The 19147-nt window shown below is 65.5% G+C and carries 20 protein-coding genes; 11 read left to right on the forward strand and 9 right to left on the reverse strand.

Going from position 1 to position 19147, the window contains the following annotated elements; translation table 11 throughout:
* Positions 1-13: 13 nt before the first annotated feature.
* From ACUXH0_RS00815 to ACUXH0_RS00835, 5 genes are all read right to left on the reverse strand, one after another.
* A complete protein-coding gene (locus ACUXH0_RS00815) occupies positions 14-217 on the reverse strand; it encodes a hypothetical protein (RefSeq protein WP_009277078.1) in 204 nt (67 codons plus the stop codon).
* 511 nt (positions 218-728) lie between these two features.
* Positions 729-1325, reverse strand: a complete 597-nt coding sequence (locus tag ACUXH0_RS00820) for a nucleotidyltransferase family protein (protein ID WP_024542113.1) — start codon at positions 1323-1325, stop codon at positions 729-731.
* Positions 1325-1759, reverse strand: coding sequence for an organic hydroperoxide resistance protein (locus ACUXH0_RS00825; protein WP_004631390.1), 435 nt, complete (start codon positions 1757-1759; stop codon positions 1325-1327). The genes ACUXH0_RS00820 and ACUXH0_RS00825 overlap by 1 nt, the downstream gene beginning before the upstream one ends.
* A gap of 151 nt (positions 1760-1910) precedes the next feature.
* Positions 1911-4154, reverse strand: a complete 2244-nt coding sequence (locus ACUXH0_RS00830; RefSeq protein ID WP_182593618.1) for a xanthine dehydrogenase family protein molybdopterin-binding subunit — start codon at positions 4152-4154, stop codon at positions 1911-1913.
* Between the two features lie 19 nt (positions 4155-4173).
* Positions 4174-4632 (reverse strand): (2Fe-2S)-binding protein, encoded by a 459-nt coding sequence (locus tag ACUXH0_RS00835; protein ID WP_004631388.1) that lies wholly within the window; start codon positions 4630-4632, stop codon positions 4174-4176.
* Between the two features lie 627 nt (positions 4633-5259).
* Between ACUXH0_RS00835 and leuA the strand changes: the two genes are divergently transcribed.
* The 3 genes from leuA (at position 5260) to cadR (ending at position 7980) form a co-directional block, all read left to right on the forward strand.
* The gene (gene leuA, locus ACUXH0_RS00840) at positions 5260-6972 is read left to right on the forward strand and encodes a 2-isopropylmalate synthase (RefSeq protein WP_182593617.1); all 1713 of its coding nucleotides are present in this window, start codon (positions 5260-5262) and stop codon (positions 6970-6972) included.
* A 127-nt stretch (positions 6973-7099) separates the two neighbouring features.
* On the forward strand, positions 7100-7486 hold the full coding sequence (locus ACUXH0_RS00845; RefSeq protein ID WP_004631386.1) for a four-helix bundle copper-binding protein: 387 nt from the start codon (positions 7100-7102) through the stop codon (positions 7484-7486).
* A 17-nt stretch (positions 7487-7503) separates the two neighbouring features.
* Complete coding sequence (gene cadR / locus ACUXH0_RS00850) at positions 7504-7980, forward strand: Cd(II)/Pb(II)-responsive transcriptional regulator (protein ID WP_004631385.1); 477 nt, start codon at positions 7504-7506, stop codon at positions 7978-7980.
* A gap of 170 nt (positions 7981-8150) precedes the next feature.
* On the opposite strand, the gene ACUXH0_RS00855 is transcribed toward cadR, so the two are convergent.
* Positions 8151-10283, reverse strand: a complete 2133-nt coding sequence (locus ACUXH0_RS00855; RefSeq protein ID WP_259393658.1) for a heavy metal translocating P-type ATPase — start codon at positions 10281-10283, stop codon at positions 8151-8153.
* Between ACUXH0_RS00855 and ACUXH0_RS00860 the strand changes: the two genes are divergently transcribed.
* Positions 10191-10616: a hypothetical protein gene (locus ACUXH0_RS00860; RefSeq protein ID WP_259393659.1), complete on the forward strand. Its 426-nt coding sequence runs from the start codon at positions 10191-10193 to the stop codon at positions 10614-10616. The two genes, ACUXH0_RS00855 and ACUXH0_RS00860, sit on opposite strands and share 93 nt — an antisense overlap.
* On the opposite strand, the gene ACUXH0_RS00865 is transcribed toward ACUXH0_RS00860, so the two are convergent.
* On the reverse strand, positions 10613-11161 hold the full coding sequence (locus ACUXH0_RS00865; RefSeq protein WP_024542116.1) for an RBBP9/YdeN family alpha/beta hydrolase: 549 nt from the start codon (positions 11159-11161) through the stop codon (positions 10613-10615). The two genes, ACUXH0_RS00860 and ACUXH0_RS00865, sit on opposite strands and share 4 nt — an antisense overlap.
* A gap of 196 nt (positions 11162-11357) precedes the next feature.
* Between ACUXH0_RS00865 and ACUXH0_RS00870 the strand changes: the two genes are divergently transcribed.
* From ACUXH0_RS00870 to ACUXH0_RS00900, 7 genes are all read left to right on the forward strand, one after another.
* Positions 11358-12656, forward strand: coding sequence for a CitMHS family transporter (locus ACUXH0_RS00870; RefSeq protein WP_182593615.1), 1299 nt, complete (start codon positions 11358-11360; stop codon positions 12654-12656).
* Between the two features lie 4 nt (positions 12657-12660).
* Entirely contained in the window at positions 12661-14016 is a 1356-nt protein-coding gene (locus tag ACUXH0_RS00875) for an acyclic terpene utilization AtuA family protein (RefSeq protein WP_182593614.1), read from the forward strand.
* A gap of 1 nt (position 14017) precedes the next feature.
* Positions 14018-14338, forward strand: coding sequence for an AtuA-related protein (locus ACUXH0_RS00880; protein WP_182593613.1), 321 nt, complete (start codon positions 14018-14020; stop codon positions 14336-14338).
* A gap of 26 nt (positions 14339-14364) precedes the next feature.
* Positions 14365-15264, forward strand: coding sequence for a LysR family transcriptional regulator (locus ACUXH0_RS00885; protein ID WP_182593612.1), 900 nt, complete (start codon positions 14365-14367; stop codon positions 15262-15264).
* A 91-nt stretch (positions 15265-15355) separates the two neighbouring features.
* On the forward strand, positions 15356-15823 hold the full coding sequence (locus ACUXH0_RS00890; protein ID WP_004631378.1) for a universal stress protein: 468 nt from the start codon (positions 15356-15358) through the stop codon (positions 15821-15823).
* A gap of 115 nt (positions 15824-15938) precedes the next feature.
* Positions 15939-16382: a nuclear transport factor 2 family protein gene (locus ACUXH0_RS00895; RefSeq protein WP_004631377.1), complete on the forward strand. Its 444-nt coding sequence runs from the start codon at positions 15939-15941 to the stop codon at positions 16380-16382.
* A gap of 54 nt (positions 16383-16436) precedes the next feature.
* A complete protein-coding gene (locus ACUXH0_RS00900; protein WP_182593611.1) occupies positions 16437-17441 on the forward strand; it encodes an NAD(P)H-dependent flavin oxidoreductase in 1005 nt (334 codons plus the stop codon).
* Positions 17442-17444: 3 nt separating this feature from the next.
* Here the strand turns inward: ACUXH0_RS00900 and ACUXH0_RS00905 are convergent, their stop codons facing one another.
* Together ACUXH0_RS00905 and ACUXH0_RS00910 are read right to left on the reverse strand one after the other, a co-directional pair.
* The gene (locus ACUXH0_RS00905) at positions 17445-17981 is read right to left on the reverse strand and encodes a PadR family transcriptional regulator (RefSeq protein ID WP_004631375.1); all 537 of its coding nucleotides are present in this window, start codon (positions 17979-17981) and stop codon (positions 17445-17447) included.
* A 179-nt stretch (positions 17982-18160) separates the two neighbouring features.
* Positions 18161-19081: a LysR family transcriptional regulator gene (locus tag ACUXH0_RS00910; RefSeq protein ID WP_024542122.1), complete on the reverse strand. Its 921-nt coding sequence runs from the start codon at positions 19079-19081 to the stop codon at positions 18161-18163.
* Between the last annotated feature and the right edge of the window lie 66 nt (positions 19082-19147).

Here is a 19147-nt window from a genome sequence, read left to right on the forward strand (position 1 = left end):
GGTCGAACCGAAATCAACGCGTCGATACGTTGCCCACCAGGCCGCCCAGTGCGGCACCGCCCAGCGTGGCACCCGGGCCGCCAATCAAAGCAGCGCCGGCCAACCCGCCCACACCCGCACCAATGGCGGTATTGCGTTGACGTGCCGTCATGTCGGCACAGCCGGTTGCGGTCAGCAACGTCGCACCGGCCAGCAGAATCGTCAGTACCCGAACCATGTTTTTCTCCTTGAATGCGTCGGTCGCGATCAAGCCATCGCGTATCGGAAGTTTGGCCAACGGGTGCCGGACTTGCTGTTTCAAGTTGTAATCAATCGTTGCAATGTGCAGGGCGGGCGCGTCTGAGAGGCCGTGCCGCATTCGCAAGCAGCGCCGACCAAAAGCCGTCGCCACGCCGCTCGGATGGTGTTTCCCACAGACTTATCCACATGTTCTGTGCATAACCGGCGCCGCCTGCCGAGACCCAAACCACAAAAGGGCTTGACGGGTTTGGGCAAACATGCAGCGCACGTAAAACCTGTGCACCCGCACAAAGTTATCCACATTCGGCAGCCCTGTTACATCGTGCAACAAACCCTTTTCCGTCAACTGCTTGCGGGGGGTTTTGCAAGCGGTGTGCGCGCTGCTGTGGACAAGTGGGATTGGCCGAAAACGCGGCTTTTGTTAGCCAATCTTCGCAGGACCGCCTGCATCAGCCCCGAACACCCCATGCCCACGGGCAAACGTTCGATCAGCGGGCCAGATCGGCCGGCGTGTCGACGTCGCGCAGGATGCCGGCGTCATCGGTCTCGATTCGGATGAGCTTGGCAGGATCGATCAGCCGCCGCGCGCCCTCGTCGCCGTCGAGCGCTGTCAGGCCCGCGAAGAAGTCGGCCCCGAAGCCGATCGGGTGGCCCCGCTGCCCGGCATGAAAGGGCGCAACGCAACCGTGTGGATCCACTGCGTTGGCGACTTGGGTGATGGTCTCGGGGGCAATCCACGGCATGTCGGCCAGGGCGATGATCCACCCGCCGGCTTGCGGGCGTTCGGCTACGCCGGCAGCCAGGCTGGCGCCCATACCGCGTGCAGCATCGGGACAGCGCAAGACTTCGCAGCCGGCCTCGGCCAACAGCGTTGCCAGTTGATCGACCTGCGCGCCATGCGTGGCGGCGGCGGGCACCACTGCCACCACATCGCCCAAGGCCTGCATCAGGTGCCGCGCGGCCTGCACCGCCACGGGGGTTCCATCGGGCAGCGGAGCAAGCAGCTTGTTGGCCACGCCCGCCGCATCAAACCGGCTGCCACGGCCTGCGGCCAGCAACACACCAACAACAGGCCGCTGCGGCATCAGACCACCTCGGTCTTGAGGGTGACTTCCACGTTGTTGCGCGTGGCGTTCGAATACGGGCACACCTGATGCGCCTGGGCCACCAGCTTCTCGGCATCAGCTTGCGAGAGCCCGCCGATCCGCGCGGTGAGCCCCACCTTCAGGCCAAAACCGCCTTCATCGCGCGTGCCGATGCCCACATCGCAATGGATTTCGATATTGCTCGGGTTGAGCTTGAGCATGCTCTTGGCGACAAAGTCGCACGCCGAACCGAAGCACGCGGCATAGCCGGCGGCAAATAGGTCTTCGGGCGTGGTGGTGTTGGGCTTGCCGGGGCCGCCCATGGCCTTGGGCACCGACAGGTCGTGCGAGACCTGGCCGTCTTCGGTTTGCGTGTGGCCGTTGCGGCCGCCTGTGGCCTTGGCGTGGGCGGTGTACAGGATATTCAATGCCATGACATGCTCCTCCGGTGGGTGAACGACGCAATCGCGGACGCAAGAATCGGTCCGCAAAACTGGGGGGATACGAGGCTGCAAGAACAAGAAAGCCGGCACACAGGACTGCATGCCGGCTTCCATCACATCACGCGATGATGACAACTAGAAACTAAACCGTGTCAAACGGCAGCTTGCGCTGACGCTTGCCGGTCAGGGTGAACAGCGCATTGGCTACCGCCGGTGCAATCGGCGGCGTGCCGGGCTCGCCCAGACCGGTCGGGTTGTCTTCCGACGGCACGAAGAACACGTTCACCGGCGGCGCGTCGGGCATGCGCACGGGTGGGAAATCGGTGAAGTTGCTGTTCTTGGTGGCGCCGTTTTCGATGTCGATGGCAAAGCCGGGTTGAATCATCGCCAGACCGAACACGCACGCACCCTGGATCTGCGCTTCCGCGCCCATCGGGTTGACCACGCGGTTGGCATGCACGCCGGCCGTGACGCGATGCACGCGCGGCTTGCCCTGGTCGACCGACACCTCAACCACGTACGCCACCACCGATTCGAACGACGCATGCACCGCCACGCCCCAGGCCTGACCCTTGGGTAGCTTGCGCTTGCCGTAGCCGGACTTGTCGACGGCGAGCTGCAGCGCCGAACGATGGCGTTCATGTTCCTTGCCCGTAAAGCGCGCGAGGCGGAAAGCGACGGGGTCTTGCTTGGCCGCGTGCGCAACCTCGTCAACCATCGTCTCCATCACGTAGGCCGTATGCGTGTGGCCCACGGAACGCCACCACAGCACCGGCACGTTCACGTCCGGATGGTGCACCGTCAACTGCATCGGGAAGCCGTAGTCGTTTTCGATCACGCCCTCGACCATGGTCTCGTCCACACCGTTCTTGACCATGAAGGCTTCGAACGGCGTGCCCTTGAGGATTGACTGACCGACGATCACGTGGTCCCAGCCGACGACCTTGCCGCTGTTGTCCACGCCCACGTTGACGCGGTGCAGGTGCATCGGGCGGTAGTAGCCGCCGCGGATGTCGTCTTCGCGGCTCCAGATCACCTTGACGGGGCCGTTGTGCCCAGCTGCCGCATAGGCCTTTGCCACGTTGGCCGCTTCAACCACGTAGTCCGACGTGACGATCGCGCGCCGGCCAAAACCGCCGCCCGCCATCATCGTGTTCAGCTCGATCTTCTCGGGCGATACGCCGAGCACCTTGGCGATGGCACCCTGGTCAATGGTCTGGAACTGCGAGCCGACCCACACCTTCGCGCCCGTAGTCTTGCCACCGTCTTTCTGCAAATCGATCGTGCAGTTCAGAGGCTCCATTGGCGCATGCGCGAGGTAAGGAAACTCGTAGTCGGCCTGGATGCGCGTCGCGGCAGATTGGATTGCGCTCATGTCGGCGGCCTTGGCCACAGTGCCGGGCTGGCCGGCGAGCTTCTTGTACTCCGCCATCAGCGCCGGCGTTGACACCGTCGAGCCGGTGTCTTCCCACGTGACCTGCAGCGCGTCGCGGCCCTGCTTGGCCGGCCAGTACCCGTCGGCAATCACGGCCACACCCGTGCCGCCACGATCGGTCGGGATCTGCAGCACATCGACCACGCCCTTCACCGCCTTGGCCGCAGCCACGTCGTACTTGGCCACCTTGCCGCCAAAGCGCGGCGGGCGGGCCAGCACGGCCACCTTCATGTTGGGCAGGCGCGTGTCGAGGCCAAACTTGAGCGAGCTGTCGAGCTTCGCGCGCGCATCGAGGCGCGGCGTCGGCTTGCCGACAATGCGGAACTGCGACGGGGTTTTCAGCGTGACCTGCGCCGGCACCGGCAGCGCCATCGCGGCCTGAGCAAGCTCGCCGTACGTGGCGCGGTGGCTGCCCGCCGTGACCACACCATTGGCGGTGCGGCATGTCGACGGATCGACCTTCCAGCGCTCGGCCGCCGCCGAGATCAACATGGCACGCGCGCGGCCGCCCAGTTCGCGGTATTGCTGGAACGAGTGATTGAGCGCCGTCGAGCCGCCCGTCATCTGGATACCGAAGCCCGGGTCCTTGTATGGGTCGCCCGCGGGCGCCAACATGCCGCGCACATTGCGCCAATCGACATCGAGTTCTTCAGCCAGCGCCATCGGCAATGCCGTGTGCACGCCCTGACCGAACTCCAGCCGGTTCACCGCCACGGTGACGGTGTTGTCCGGCGCGATGATGATGAACGCCTGCGGCGGCGATGGCGGCTTGGCCTTTGCGTCCTGCGCGCCAGCCAGCACCGGTGCCACGCCCAGGGCCAGGCCGCCGCCGGCCAGCGTCGTGAGCTTTAGAAAGCTGCGGCGATCAAGCGTTGCCGACCCGGCCTCCGCAGAGGCGGGTTGATGTTGCGCGCCGCCACCGGCCAGCGCTTCAAGATTTCGAATACGCATCGTGAATTCTCCGGTGGGCTCAGGCGAGCGATTTCGCTGCGTCGTGAATGGCCGCGCGAATGCGTTGGTACGTCGCGCAGCGGCACAGGTTGCCAGCCATCGCGCTGTCGATGTCGGCGTCGGTCGGCTTCTTCTTGGTGCGCAGCAAACCCACCGCGCTCATCATCTGGCCGCTTTGGCAGTAGCCGCATTGCGCCACGTCGTGCTTGACCCAGGCATCGAGCACGGCCTTGCCGACCTTGTCGTCGGCGATGTGTTCAGACGTGGTGATCTGCTGGCCGGCCACCGCAGAGATCGGCAGCACGCAGCTGCGCGTGGGCTGGCCGTTCAGGTGCACCGTGCAGGCGCCGCACGAGGCGACACCGCAACCGAACTTCGTGCCTGTCAGACCGAGGTTGTCGCGCAACGCCCAGAGCAGCGGCGTCGATGGATCAGCATCAACTTCCACCGGTTTGCCGTTGATGTTCAACGTGACCATTGGGGGATTCTCCTTGTGGGGCGTGAGGGGTCTTGCCGCTATAAACCCGCTGATATAGCGGGCGGGCGGCATGGACGGGGTGTATTAAAGCAGGTTCGGATGGGTTCTGCTGGCGCCCACGTCACATGGTTTCTGGCTGGCGGGCGGCCTTTTTTGCCGGGCCAGGATGGGGTGTCTCCTCTCCCGCCAACAACCTCCCCAAAATTCGCCCAAGCAACTTGACAGCCCCCGGCCTTCCCCATCACTATCGCCAAATGCATTCTCAGCAGACCACCCTCCGTACCGCTCCTGCCCGCACCCTCTCGTGCGTGCGCGGTCTGCTATCCGCTTCCCTACTACGCGTGTAAGCGCGTAGACCTCTCTTTCCCCTCGTTCCGGTGTTTGACCGGTCCGTGCCGTAAGCGGCGACGGGCCTTGAGTGTGGCGCAGTTTGTGCGCCGAATCGTTGGAGCCTCTCATGCACGCCTCGATCCCGCTTTCGCTACGACTACCGACCGGTTGCCAGACCACGCGCCCGTGGCTGTCTGGCCGCCACATCCCGAACCCGATTCCGGCCACCCTGGACGCCGCCCGCGCGGCCGTCCCCGTTGTACGAAACCGATCTCGATCTCACAGGACGCACACACCATGTTGAAGAACCCCGCCACCAAGTACCGCCCCTTCCCCGCCATCGCCCTCGCCGATCGCACCTGGCCCAACAAGACCATCACCCGTGCCCCGATCTGGATGAGCACGGATCTGCGTGACGGCAACCAGGCCCTGTTCGAGCCCATGAACGCCGAGCGCAAGATGCGCATGTTCAAGATGCTCGTGCAGATCGGCTTCAAGGAAATCGAAGCCGCTTTCCCCGCCGCCTCCCAAACCGATTTTGATTTTGTGCGCGAGCTGATCGAAGGCGGACACATCCCCGACGGCGTGGCCATCGAAGTCCTCACGCAGGCGCGCGAAGACCTGATTCGCCGCACGATGGAATCGCTGCGCGGCGCCAAACGCGCCATCATCCACGTCTACAACGCAACGGCGCCGGTGTTCCGCCGCACGGTGTTCAACACCGACCGCGACGGCGTCAAGCGCATTGCCGTGCAAAGCGCCAAGCTGATCCGCGAGATTGCGGAAACGATGCCCGAGACGCAGTGGACGTACCAATACAGCCCGGAAGTCTTCAGCGGCACGGAACTGGATTTCGCGCTGGAGGTTTGCAACGCGGTGACCGAAGTCTGGGAGCCGACGCCCGAGCACAAGATCATCTTCAATCTGCCGGCCACGGTGGAAATGGCCACGCCAAACATCTACGCCGACCAGATCGAATGGATGCATCGCAACCTCGCGCGCCGTGATTCGATCATCCTCTCCGTGCATCCGCACAACGACCGCGGCACGGCCGTGGCAGCCGCTGAGCTGGCCGTGATGGCCGGCGCCGATCGCGTGGAAGGTTGCCTGTTCGGCAATGGCGAGCGCACCGGCAACGTGGACCTCGTCACGCTTGCGTTGAACCTGTACTCACAGGGCGTGGATCCGGAACTGGATTTCTCGCACATCAATGACGTGGCACGGACCTGCGAAGACTGCACGCAACTGCCGGTGCATCCGCGCCATCCGTACGTCGGCGATCTGGTGTTCACGGCATTCTCGGGCTCGCACCAGGATGCGATCAAGAAAGGCTTTGCGGTGCAGAAGCCCGATGCGCTGTGGGAAATGCCTTACCTGCCGATCGACCCCGCCGACGTGGGCCGCACGTATGACTCGATCATTCGCGTGAACAGCCAGTCGGGCAAGGGCGGCATCGCCTATCTGCTGGAATCCGGCTATGGCGTGGCCATGCCGCGCCGCCTGCAGGTGGAGTTCAGCAGCACCGTTCAGCAGCTGACCGATGAGAGCGGCCGCGAAGCCACGGGCGCCGACATCTGGGCGCTCTTCCAGCAGACGTATCTGCGCGGCGATGGCGTGATCGGCTACGTATCGCACCGCCTGACCGAGCGGGACGACGGCAGTCAGCACATCCGCCTGGTGGTGAACATTGCTGACCGCGAGCACATCTGCGAAGGCGCCGGCAACGGGCCGCTGGATGCGCTGGTGCACGCGCTGTCGCACGTGCTGACGGCCCCCGTGTCGATCCATCACTACGAAGAGCGCGCGCTGGGCCAGGGCGCCAATGCCGATGCCATCGCGTTTGCAGAAATGGCCGCGCAGGGCGTGGCGGGCAGCGTCTTCGGCGTGGGCGTCGATGCCAACCTGACAACGGCGTCGATTCGCGCCGTGGTGGGCGGCGTCAATCGACTCATCGCACGTGCCGGCAACGGCATGCTGCGCAGCGGCAAGAGCGAGGCACAAGCGGTGTAACGCGCAAGTCGGGCTCACGCAGTGGAGCGCGAGTTGCTAAATTGGAGAGACGACGCCCGGGCCGCGCCCGGGCTCATCCCTTCCCAAGCGCGCCAGCGTGCACATCCACTGCCACAGGAGAACCGACATGACCACTCGTCCGACCGCGAAAGAGAATGCCAAGCGTTTTGCCAGTGTGATCCAGGCGCTGCAGGCATGCGAGGCCGCTTGCACTCATTGCGCGACGGAATCCGGCAAGAATGGCCACGCTGAAGCCATGGCGCGCTGCATCAGCGCGTGCACGGATTGCGCCGAGTACTGCGCCCTCACGCGCAAATTCCTGGAGCGCAACAGCGAATTCGCAGAATTGCTTCTGGAAGACTGCGCCGAGATCTGTTCCCAATGCGCGGAAGAATGCGATCATCACGGCCAAGGCCATTGCAGCGGCTGTGCAACGGCCTGCCGCGCCTGCCTGGACGCCTGCTTGAAAGTCGCCGGCGTCGAAGCCATCACCGCCGAGCCGACTGTCTTCTGATTGTTTTTTCAACGCGTATGAAAATTGGCGAACTCGCCCAGCGCACGGGCATCAGCATCGAGACCATCCGCTTCTATGAAGCGCAGGGCCTGCTGCCCCCGGCTGCACGCGCCGCCAACAACTATCGCGTCTACACCCCGGAGCATGTCGAGCAGTTGGCCTTCATTGCGAAGTGCCGGTCGCTCGACATGGCGCACACCGAAATCCGCCGTCTGCTCGAACTGCAGGCCAACCCGCAGGCCTCGTGCGAAGAGATCAACAACCTGCTGGACGAGCACCTGCGCCACGTTGAAGCGCGTATCGCCGAGCTGACCGATCTGAAGGGCCAGATCGAGGCGATCGGGCAACGCTGCACGACGGCCGCGTCCGTGGCTGAGTGCGGCGTGCTGCAATCGCTGCACGAAGAGCCCGTCGCCGCCCATCCTCAAGGCCACAGTCACGAACATGGCGAGGGCGAACACGCGCACCGGCATATTCGCGGCGTGCATCGCTGAGCGATGTGCAGATTCTGGACGCTCGCCGGTACCTGCCTAGCGCAATAGAGAACGCCACCCCGGCGTCATCGCATGGGAGCAGACGATTCCGGCCGGCGAAAGCGCGCGCTGCTCGGCTGACGACCTCATCGCCTGTCTGGGCTGATCGAGTGACCTCGCGCGCCGGCACATCACGCGCGCACGCGCATCACCCGCAGGCCGTTGAACACCACCAGCAGGCTCGCGCCCACATCGGCGAAGATGGCCATCCACAACGTCGCGTCGCCCATCACGGCCAGCGCCAGAAACACGGCCTTGATGCCGAGTGCCAGCACGATGTTCTGACGCAGCAAGGCTACCGTACGGCGGCTGATGCGGATGAAGCTCGCGAGCTTGCGCGGGTCGTCGTCCATGATGGCCACGTCGGCAGCTTCCAGCGCGGTGGCGGTACCGGCGGCGCCCATGGCGAAACCGATGTCGGCGCGCGCCAGCGCCGGCGCGTCGTTGATGCCGTCGCCGACCATGCCGACCAAGCCGTGTTGGGTAGCAAGCTCGCCCACCACGCGCTGCTTATCGGCGGGGAGCTGCTCTGCGTGCACGTTGTCGATGCCGACCGTCTTGGCGATGGCCTGTGCGGCGCGGCGGTCGTCGCCGGTGAGCATGACGGGCGTCACGTCCAGCGCGCGCAATGCGGCGATGGCCTCGGCGCTTTCCGCGCGCTCGCGGTCGCGCACGCCAAAGAGCGCCACGGCGCCGTTCGCATCGCATAGCGTGACGGCAGACATGCCTTCGGCTTGCAACGACTCTGCAGCGGCCCGCCAGACGGAGGTATCGAAGCCTCGCTCTGCAACAAGCGCCGCGTTGCCCAGATGCCAACGCACGCCGCCCAGCGTGCCCGCCACACCGCGGCCCGGCAGCACCGACAAGTTTTCCACTGAATTCGCATCGACCGCGCCGTGCGCCGCAGCGGCCTGCACGATGGCTACGGCAATCGGGTGCGTGGTGTTGGCATCGAGCGCCGCGGCCACTGCCAGCGCATGCAACTGTGTCGCGTCGGTCGCGGCGTTCAGATCCGCGACGGCGCGGCGTGCGCCGTCGGGCAACATCACCGCGTCGAGCAGCGGCCGGCCTGCGGTGAGCGTGCCGGTCTTGTCCAGCGCCAGCGCGCGCAGGCGCCGGCCGCTTTCCAGATACACGCCGCCCTTGACGACGATGCCACGGCGTGCGGCGGCAGCCAGGCCGCTGACCACCGTGACCGGCGTGGAGATCACCAACGCGCACGGGCAGGCAATCACCAGCAGCACGAGTGCGCGATAGGTCCACGCCAGCCAACCGTCGGCCGTGACCAGCGGGCCGATGACGGCCACCGCCAACGCCAGCAACATCATCGCGGGCGTGTAGATGGAAGAGAACTTGTCGACAAAGCGCTGCGTCGGCGCACGCTGCGATTGCGCTTGCTGGATGGCCCCGGCGATACGCGCCAGCGTACTATCCGCAGCCAGCGCCGTGGCTTGCGCCTCGACCAAGCCGTCGGTGACGATCGTGCCGGCAAGGATGGTGTCTCCAATGGCTTTTTCCACCGGCAGGCTTTCGCCCGTGACCGGCGATTCGTCCAGCGCGGCGCGGCCGCTCACGATGCGCGCGTCGACTGGCACGCGGCTGCCGGTGCGCACACGCAGGCGCGCGCCAACGAAAACGCTGTCGACCGCCACATCGCGCCAGCCGCCCGCGCCATCGGCCAACTCTGCGGTGTCCGGCGCGATGGCGGTCAGGGCGCGTACGGCATCGCGGGCACGCACCAGCGCGCGCGCTTCGATGGCTTCGGCCACGGCAAACAGAAAGATCACCATGGCGGCTTCGGCCCACTTGCCGATCAGCAGCGCGCCGATGACGGCCACCGCCATCAGGAAGTTGATATTGAACGTGAGCGCGCGCACGGCAATCCAGCCCTTGCGCAGCGTGGGACCGCCGGCCAATGCGATGGAAGCCAGTGCCAACGCCAACACCGGCCAGGCGTGATCGCCCAGCGACCAGGCGATGGCTTCCGCACCGAAGGCAGTCACGCCGCCGATACCGAGCAGCCACGTGCGGCGCGAGATCCGGGTGGGCTCCGCAGATGCTGCGGACAGGCGCTCGCGCTCGCGCTGTTCAAGCACCTCGCCATCCATGCCGATGGCCCGCAGCGCCTCCAGGAAGGGCGCCACATCGTCAACGGTGTGGTGGATGGTGAGATGGCGCTCGAGCAAATTGAAATCCAGCGCGACGACGCCATCCGCGCTACCCAGCCTGGCGCGGATCATGCGCTCTTCGGTGGGGCAATCCATCTGCTCGACGCGCACGACGGTGCGGCCGGTGGCGGCTGCGCGTGCCGCCGCATTGGCGGGCGCCGCAACTTCGGGCGCGTGGCCGTGATCATGAACGTGATGGTCGTGATCGTGATGGTCGTGATCGTGATGGTCGTGATCGTGATGATCATGCGCAGGTTGGGTGGTGTCCCTGGCGACCGGTTGTGCGTGACCGCAGCAACCCCCACAGCCGGAGGCTTCCGGCTTGGCGTGGTCGTGGACAGGCAGGCTGGAGGCGAGATCAGGTTTCATGCCTCCATTCAAAACCCTGAAGAAGCTTCAGGGTCAAGCCCCACGTTCCGGCATCGCTAGATAAGGTCTTTCGTCCACTTTGTGACGATGGCGCGGGCTTCCGGCCATTCACCCAAACCCGATTCGGCGTTGATATGGCCGCGCGCACCCATATCGACGGGCTCCGCTCCCCACACTTCGGCTTGGCCGTGGCTCCAGCCAGCGTCGCTGAACGGATCGTTGGTACTGAACACGAGCACAGCGGGAAACGGCAAACGCTGCTGCGGAATGGGCCGAAAATCCGCCAACTCCGACGGCATGTCAGCGCGATCGAGCTGCGGCGGCGCAACCAGCAAAGCGCCGCGCACGCGCACTGCACGGGCCGAGGTGGCCGCCCAATGCGCCGTCAGCACGCAACCGAGGCTGTGCGCCACCAATACGACGTCGCCAGGGGCTGCGCTCACTTCGGCCTCCAGCGCAGCCATCCAATCCGCACGCTTCGGCGCACACCAGTCGCGCTGTTCGACACGGCGATCACCATGCCGGCGTTCCCAACACGATTGCCAATGCTCGGGGCCGGAGTTCTGCCAGCCGGGCAGGATCAGGACGGTCGGGGTAGCGCTCACGGTGTCTCCGGCAGTGAATGGCGGATTGGAATGCGAGACATTCTGCCGGGATTTGGCGGGCGGCGTCGGCGCCACTCATCGGCGAATCCGCACAATCAATCCAAATATTCTGTTTCACAGGCAGATCACCAACTTCTACAGTCGCTCCTAAATCCCGCCAACAGGGGTTCCGAATCCAAAAAACTCGGAGGAGACCATGCTCGCAATGCTCGGGCTGCTGACCATCGTCGCGCTGTTTGTCGTCATCCTGACCAAACGCATGTCGCCGCTGGTCGCGCTCATCGCCATTCCCGTCATCGCCGCGCTCGTAGGCGGGTTTGGGCTCAACACCAGCAAGTTCATCATCGGCGGCATCAAGGACGTCGCGCCCGTGGCGGGGATGTTCATCTTCGCCATCCTGTACTTCGGCATCGTGACCGACGCCGGCATGCTGGACCCGATCATCGACCGCATCCTGCGCACCGTGGGCAGCCGTCCGCCGCGCATCGTGGTGGGTTCTGCCCTGCTGGCGCTGCTGATTCACCTGGACGGCTCGGGCGCGGTGGCGTTCCTCATCACCATTCCGGCCATGCTGCCGCTTTATGACCGCCTCGGCATGGACCGCCGCATCCTGGCGTGCGTGACGTCGATGGCGTGCGGCGTGAACTTCCTGCCGTGGACGGGGCCGATGATCCGCGCGTCCGCATCCCTGCATATGCCCGTCACGGACATCTTCAACCCGCTGATCCCGGTGCAGATTGCCGGGCTCGTTTTCGTGTTCGCGTGCGCATGGCTGCTCGGCAAGCGTGAAGAGAAGCGCCTGGGCCTGGCCAACCACGCCGGCGGCACGCAGGTCGTCGCGCGCCCCCTGACGGATGCAGAGCAGGCGTTGCGCCGCCCGCGCAATTTCTGGATCAACCTCATCCTCACCGTCGTGGTGATGGGCGTGATGGTGAGCGGCAAGGTGGACCCGGTGGTGATGTTCATGCTGGGCGTGGTGGCCGCGCTGCTGATCAACTACCCGAACGTCGATCAGCAACGCCAGCGCGTGGACGCCCACGCCAAGGCCGCGCTGATGATGGCGAGCATCCTGCTGGCGGCAGGCGTGTTCACCGGCATCATGAGCAAATCCGGCATGCTCACCGCCATGGCGAAGACGGCGGTCGATTTCATTCCGCCCGGCATGGCGCACCACATCCCGGTGGTGCTGGGCGTGCTGTCGATGCCGCTGTCTCTGCTGTTCGATCCGGATTCGTTCTACTTCGGTGTGCTGCCCGTCGTGGCCGAAGCGTCGAAGATGCTGGGCGTTGCGCCGGTGCATGTGGCACAGGCCGCCGTGCTCGGCCAGATGACCACCGGCTTTCCGGTCAGCCCGCTCACACCGGCGACCTTTCTCGTGGTGGGCCTGTGCGGCATCGATCTGGCCGACCACCAGAAATTCTCGATCCCCTTCCTGTTCGGTGCCTCGCTGCTGATGACCGCAGTGGCCGTGGTGCTGGGCGTGCTTCCGTGGTGATGGCATGAAGACCGCGTTGAAAACACTCCGCATCGGCGGCGGCGCCGGTTACTCAGGCGACCGCATCGAACCGGCGCTGGAATTGGCCGAGCACGGCGACATCGACGTGCTGATGTTCGAATGCCTGGCCGAGCGCACCATTGCGCTCGCACAGCAGGTGCGACGCAAAGATCCGTCGCATGGCTACGACCCGCTGCTCGAAGCGCGCATGCGGGCAGTACTGCCGGCCTGCGCGGCACGCGGCATCCGCATCGTCACCAACATGGGCGCGGCCAACCCGCAGGCGGCGGCGGAGCGCACGCGCGACATCGCCCGCGAGCTGGGCCCCAAGCTGCGCGTGGCGGCCGTGACGGGCGACGACGTGTTCGACCTGCTGCAAGCCCGCGGCCAGGACTTCACGCTGATGGATGGCGGCGCGCCAGTCGCATCGCTGCACACGCGCATGGTGTCGGCCAATGCGTACCTCGGCGCGCAGGGCATTGTCGATGCGCTGGCGCAGGGCGCGGACGTCGTCATCACCGGGCGCGTGGCCGATCCGGCGCTGGCGCTTGGGCCGCTCATCCATGCGTTTGGATGGCGCATGGACGACTGGCACCGCCTGGGCTGCGGCACGCTGGCCGGCCATCTGCTTGAATGCGCCGGACAAATCACCGGCGGCTACTTTGCCGACCCCGGCATCAAGGACGTACCTAACCTCGCACGCCTGGGCTTCCCCATTGGCGAGGTGGGTGAAGACGGCTCGGTGCGCATCACCAAAGTCGCCACGGCAGGCGGCCTTGTCACCGAAGCCACGTGCAAGGAGCAGTTGCTGTACGAGATCCACGACCCGGCGCGCTACCTCACGCCTGACGTGGTAGCGGACTTCTCCAACGTGCGCATGCACGCCGACGGCAAAGACCGCGTCGTCATTGAAGGGGCCACCGGCACACCGCGCACGGGCCAGTTGAAGGTTTCGATCGGCTATCTCGACAGCTATATCGGTGAAGGCCAGATCAGCTATGCCGGCCCCAACGCGGTGGCCCGCGGCAAGCTGGCGCTCGACATCGTGCGCGAGCGGCTTGCGCTCACCGGCGTACAGATGACGGAAACGCGCTTCGAGCTGATTGGCGTGGATGCGCTGCATGGCGCAGCCCTTTCCCGCACCGATGCCGAACCGTACGAAGTGCGCGTGCGCGTGGCCGCGCGCACTGAGTCGATGGCCGAAGCCGTGCGCATCGGCAACGAAGTGGAAACCCTGCTGACCTGCGGGCCGTCCGGCGGCGGCGGCGCGACCAAGAGCGCGCGCGAGATCATCGCCGTGGCCTCGACGTTGATTCCCGCTGAACTCGCCCCGCACGCCGTGCACATTCTGGAGAGCTGACATGCCCCGCACCCTCCGCGATCTCGCCCACACCCGCGCCGGCGACAAGGGCGACATCTCGTGCATCTCCGTCATCGCCCTTCGTCCGGAATGCGCCGAAGAATTTGCCATGCTCGAACAACACGTGACGGCCGAGCGCGTGCGTGCGCATTTCGCTGAACTCGTCCACGGCGAAGTCGAGCGCTACGTGCTCCCGCAACTGGGCGCGCTGAACTTCGTGCTGCACGGCGCGCTGGCCGGCGGCGTGACGCGATCGCTGGCGCTGGATGCGCATGGCAAATCGCTGTCCAGCGCGCTGCTCACGCTGGAGATTCCAGGCTAAGCTGGCGCATCACGCCCGGCATCGCCATGAACCTCTCCGTCAAACAGCTCCGCGCCTTTGCCGCGCTGCGCGCGCACAAGAACTTCACGCAGGCGGCACAGACATGCCACTTGTCGCAATCGGCTTTCAGCGCGCTGATCCAGAACCTGGAGGCCGATGCCGGCGTGCGCCTGTTCGACCGCAATACGCGCCATGTTGAACTGACCCCAGAGGGCGAAGCCTTTGCGGAATCGGCGCTGCGCCTGCTGGCCGATTTCGAGGCGACGTTTTCCGAGCTGCGCGATCGCGCCTCGACACGCACCGGACGCGTGACGGTGGCCGCGCTGCCGTCGATTGCCGCGGGCATCCTGCCGGGTGTGCTGGCCGCGTTCTCCGCGCAGCATCCGGGCATTCAGCTGGCGCTGCACGATCAACTGTCCGACCCCTGCATCGACATGGTCCGGCGCGGGGCGGCGGACTTCGCCATCGCGGCCATGGGCGCCGACATGGCGGGCCTAGCCGCCCAGCAGTTCTGCACCGACGACTTCCACCTCGTCTGCCATCAGGAGCACCCGCTTTCGCGCAAGCCGGCGCTGGCCGTGGGGGATCTTATCGATACGCCGTTCATCCACCTTGCGCGCAACACGAGCATCCGGCAGTACCTCGATGCGGCGCTGCACCCAACCAAGCTCCGCAGCGGCATGGAAGTCGAACATCTGGCCACGGCGGCCGCGCTCGTGGCGGCCAACCTCGGCATCACCGTCATTCCGGCGCTGGCGTTGTTCCAGTTCCGCCTGCCCGAGCTGGTGGTGCGGCAGCTGCCACTGCCGGGGCTGGTGCGCACGCTGTATGTCATCCGGCGCGACGGGCGCAGCCTGTCGGTCGCGGCCCAGGGGTTGCTGGACTTGCTGCTGGCGCACCCCGTGCGCACGACGGCGCCCGTTTGACGCTGCACAACCCGGGCACATCCGGGGTGCAGCATCGCCCACCTGCGCTGCTACAGTGTGGCATTCCCATTCCGATTCTGCGGAGCGCCCCATGCATCAACGCATTCTTGCCGCTTTCGACGGCACACATGAATCCCACTTGGCGGTCGAAGAAGCGGCCGCCCTCGCCCGCGCGTTCAACGGCCGGGTCCGGATCGTCTGGGCGATCGGCTCGCCGGCCATGCCGGAATCGCGCGAAATCTACAGCGTCGACACGTTGCGCGAAGAGGCCCACCGGACGGCCAGCGCATCGCTGGTCGAACTGCAGCGCCAGTTCGACGCAGACGGCACCGCTGCTGAAACCGGCGTGCTGATACTCGACGCCACCGACGACGACATCGGCAACGCGCTGGAGCACGAAGCCGAACGCTGGCAGGCCGACACCATCGTCGTGGGCTCGCAAGGCAAGCACGGACTCGCGCGCATTCTGCTGGGCAGCGTGGCCGAGCGCACGGCGCGCCTGTCGCACCGCACCGTCATCGTGGTACGTGCACAGCACCCACAAAGCGCTGTCGGCTGACCTCGGCTGAAGTCGAATGGCTCCACTATGCAACTTGTTGCATAGAGAAAGTTGGCTGTGCTATGTTGCATGCCACGTTGATGCAATCCGTTGCACTTTCTGCCCAGGAGCCAGCATGCCGCAGCCGATTCCCCAGACACTGAACGCCCCCGCGCAGGCCACGCTCGAGGCTTGGCACACCATGCTCGAGAGCGGCAACATGGACGATCTCGACCGGCTGTTCGCCGATGAAGTGGTCTTCCGCTCACCCGTGGCGCACACGCCTTACCCGGGCCGCACGGCGACCACGCTGGTGCTTCGCACCGTCAACACCGTCTTTGAAGACTTCAAATACCACCGCAGCTTCGTCACCGGCGACGGCGCCAGCGTGGTGCTGGAATTCAGTGCCAACGTGAGCGGCAAGGCCCTCAAGGGCATTGACATGGTGCGCTTCAACGCTGAAGGCAAGATCGTCGAGTTTGAAGTCATGGTGCGCCCGGCCAGCGGCCTGCAGGCTCTCGGCGCGGCCATGGGCGCCAAGCTGGGCGACAAGCTCGCGCTGCTCAAGGCCGAAGCCTGACACCCGCTCGCGCCCTTCCCCTCATTCCATAACGATTCCAACGGAGACTGCCATATGTCGCTGCCGCCAATTCTGCAAAACCGCCTGTCCGTGCCCGTAGTGGGCTCGCCGCTGTTCATCATTTCCAACCCCGACCTCGTGATCGCGCAGTGCAAGGCGGGCGTGGTTGGCTCGTTCCCGGCGCTCAACGCACGCCCGGCCGAGCTGCTGGAAACGTGGCTGCAGCGCATCACCAGGGAGCTGGCCGAATACGACGCCCAGCACCCTGACAAGCCGTCGGCGCCATTTGCCGTCAACCAGATCGTGCACAAGTCGAACGACCGCCTGGAGCACGACCTGGAGCTGTGCGTGAAGTACAAGGTGCCCATCGTCATCACGTCGCTGGGCGCGCGTGAAGACGTGAACCAGGCGGTGCACAGCTACGGCGGCATCGTGCTGCACGACGTCATCAACAATAAATTCGCCAAGAAGGCGATCGAGAAAGGCGCGGATGGCCTGATCGCCGTGGCGGCGGGCGCAGGCGGCCATGCCGGCACAACCTCGCCGTTTGCGCTGATCCACGAAATTCGCGAATGGTTCGATGGCCCGCTGCTGCTGTCGGGCGCCATCGCCAACGGCAACGCCATCCTGGCAGCGCTGGCGGCCGGCGCGGATCTGGCCTATGTCGGTTCGGCGTTCATCGCCACCGAAGAAGCGAATGCGATCGAGGGCTACAAGCAAGCGATCGTGGAAAGCACCGCCAGCGATATCGTCTACACGAACCTGTTCACTGGCGTGCACGGCAACTACCTGCGCAAGAGCATCGAAGGCGCCGGCCTGGACCCGGACGCTCTGCCGGAATCGGACCCGAGCAAGATGAACTTCGGCTCGGGCGGCGGCGCAAAGGCCAAGGCGTGGAAAGACATCTGGGGCGCCGGCCAGGGCGTGGGCGCGGTCAAGCGCGTGGTGCCGGCGGCGGAACTCGTCAAGCGCTTTGCCGAGGAGTTCGAGGTGGCACGCCGGCGCCTGAACAACATCGAAGCGCTGCGCACCGCGGCCGATAGTAAGGCGACGGCTTAAGGCTTACGCGGTCACTGAGGCTGGCTCCAGCAACGGCAGCACATCGTCTGCCCACGCGAGCCAGCCTTCTTCGTAAACGATGCCGCGCTGCAGCACCGCGTGCTGCAACTGCTGCGCACGCGTGAGATCGGGCCGCGCAAAATCGCGCTGCTCGATTTCGCGGAAGGTGTTCAGCCGCGTGCGGTGCTGCTCGATCAGGCGCTGCATCTCGTCGGCAAAACCGAGCGGGCCGATCACGGCGTCGGCACGCAGCTTCACCAGCACTTCTTCGCGGTTGTCCGACGACACGGTCGGCTCCAGCACCCAGCGCGCGAGTTCGTCCCGGCCCGGCGGCAGGACGGTATACGTCTTCTTGCGGCTGTCTTCCTCTTCTTCCATGCTCACCCAGCCGGCTTCGGCCATGCGCCCGAGTTCGCGGTAGATCTGCTGATGCGTGGCGCTCCAGAAATATCCCATCGACTTGTCAAAGCGTCGAGCAAGCTCGTAGCCCGACGAGGGCTTTTCCAGCAGGGATGTCAGCAGTGCGTGTTGGATGGACATGGGCAGAGATAACGTCAGTTTTGTTTGGCGTCGACCGGGTTTTGAGCACCGCTGACCCGATCCAACCGATTCGATCTGCGAACTCTACAGAAGCCCGGTGGATGCGTCATGCCCTGCTTGGCCACCGTTGGTTTGGTGCCGAACTCGCGCGTGCCTGTGCTGTGCGAAAGCGTTGCGTCTCACTCGGCTGCCTGCGTTGGCATGAAGTCTTGTGCCGCCTTTACAAGCCATGTCCGCAGCGCCTGGAGCGGCGGATAGTCAGCGCGGCTGGTGGGCCAGGCGAGGTAGTAGCGCTCGGCACTTTCCATCTCGGGCACATGCGGCAGCGCCTGCACCAGATCGCCCTGCTGCAGCTCGTGGGTAATCAGAAAACGCGGCAGTAACGCCACGCCCAGCCCCGCGACGGCCGCTTGTGCGGCGGTGGCAAATTGGTCGAACAGCATGCCTTGGGGTTCTGCACCCGCCACGTGATGGCTTGCCAGCCAGCGCGGCCAGGCATCGGGACGCGAGGCCAGATGCAATAGCGGCGCATGCAGCAGATCGCGCGGCTGCGCAAAGTCGTAGCGGGCCAGCAGCGCCGGGCTGCAGGCGGGGACGACGGTTTCGCTCATCAGCAGGGCGAGTTCCGCCCCCGGCCAGTGCGGCGTACCGAAATGGATCGCCGCATCCACCGCTTCAAGTTGAAAGTCGAACTGCGACAACCGCGTCGTCAGATTGATGGTGATGCCGGGGTGCTGGTCAAAAAACGCCGGCAGGCGCGGCGCCAGCCAACGGGTGCCGAAGGTCGGGAGGATGGCCAGATTCAGACTGCCGCCCTGCGGATTGGCTCGGAACCCCACCGTGGCGCTCGAGATGCGCATCAACGCGCCGCGGATTTCCTCCGCATACGCCTGGCCCGCTGCGCTCAGGCGCACGGTCTGGCGTTCACGCACGAACAGTTCTGCGCCAAGACGCTCTTCCAGCGCGCGAATCTGGCGACTGACGGCACTTTGCGTCAGGTGCAGCTCGGCGGCGGCGGCCGTGAAGCTCTGGTGGCGCGCGGCGGCCTCGAACGCGCATAGCAAGGACATCGGCGGCAGGAAGCGGCGGGACAGGAACATGGGAGCGTGTGAGCTGTGCGGTGCGGAAGTCGCAACGTTCATTCTGTTTTGGAATGACCTACGCCC

It is taken from the genome of Ralstonia sp. 110700041-2, from assembly GCF_056280165.1.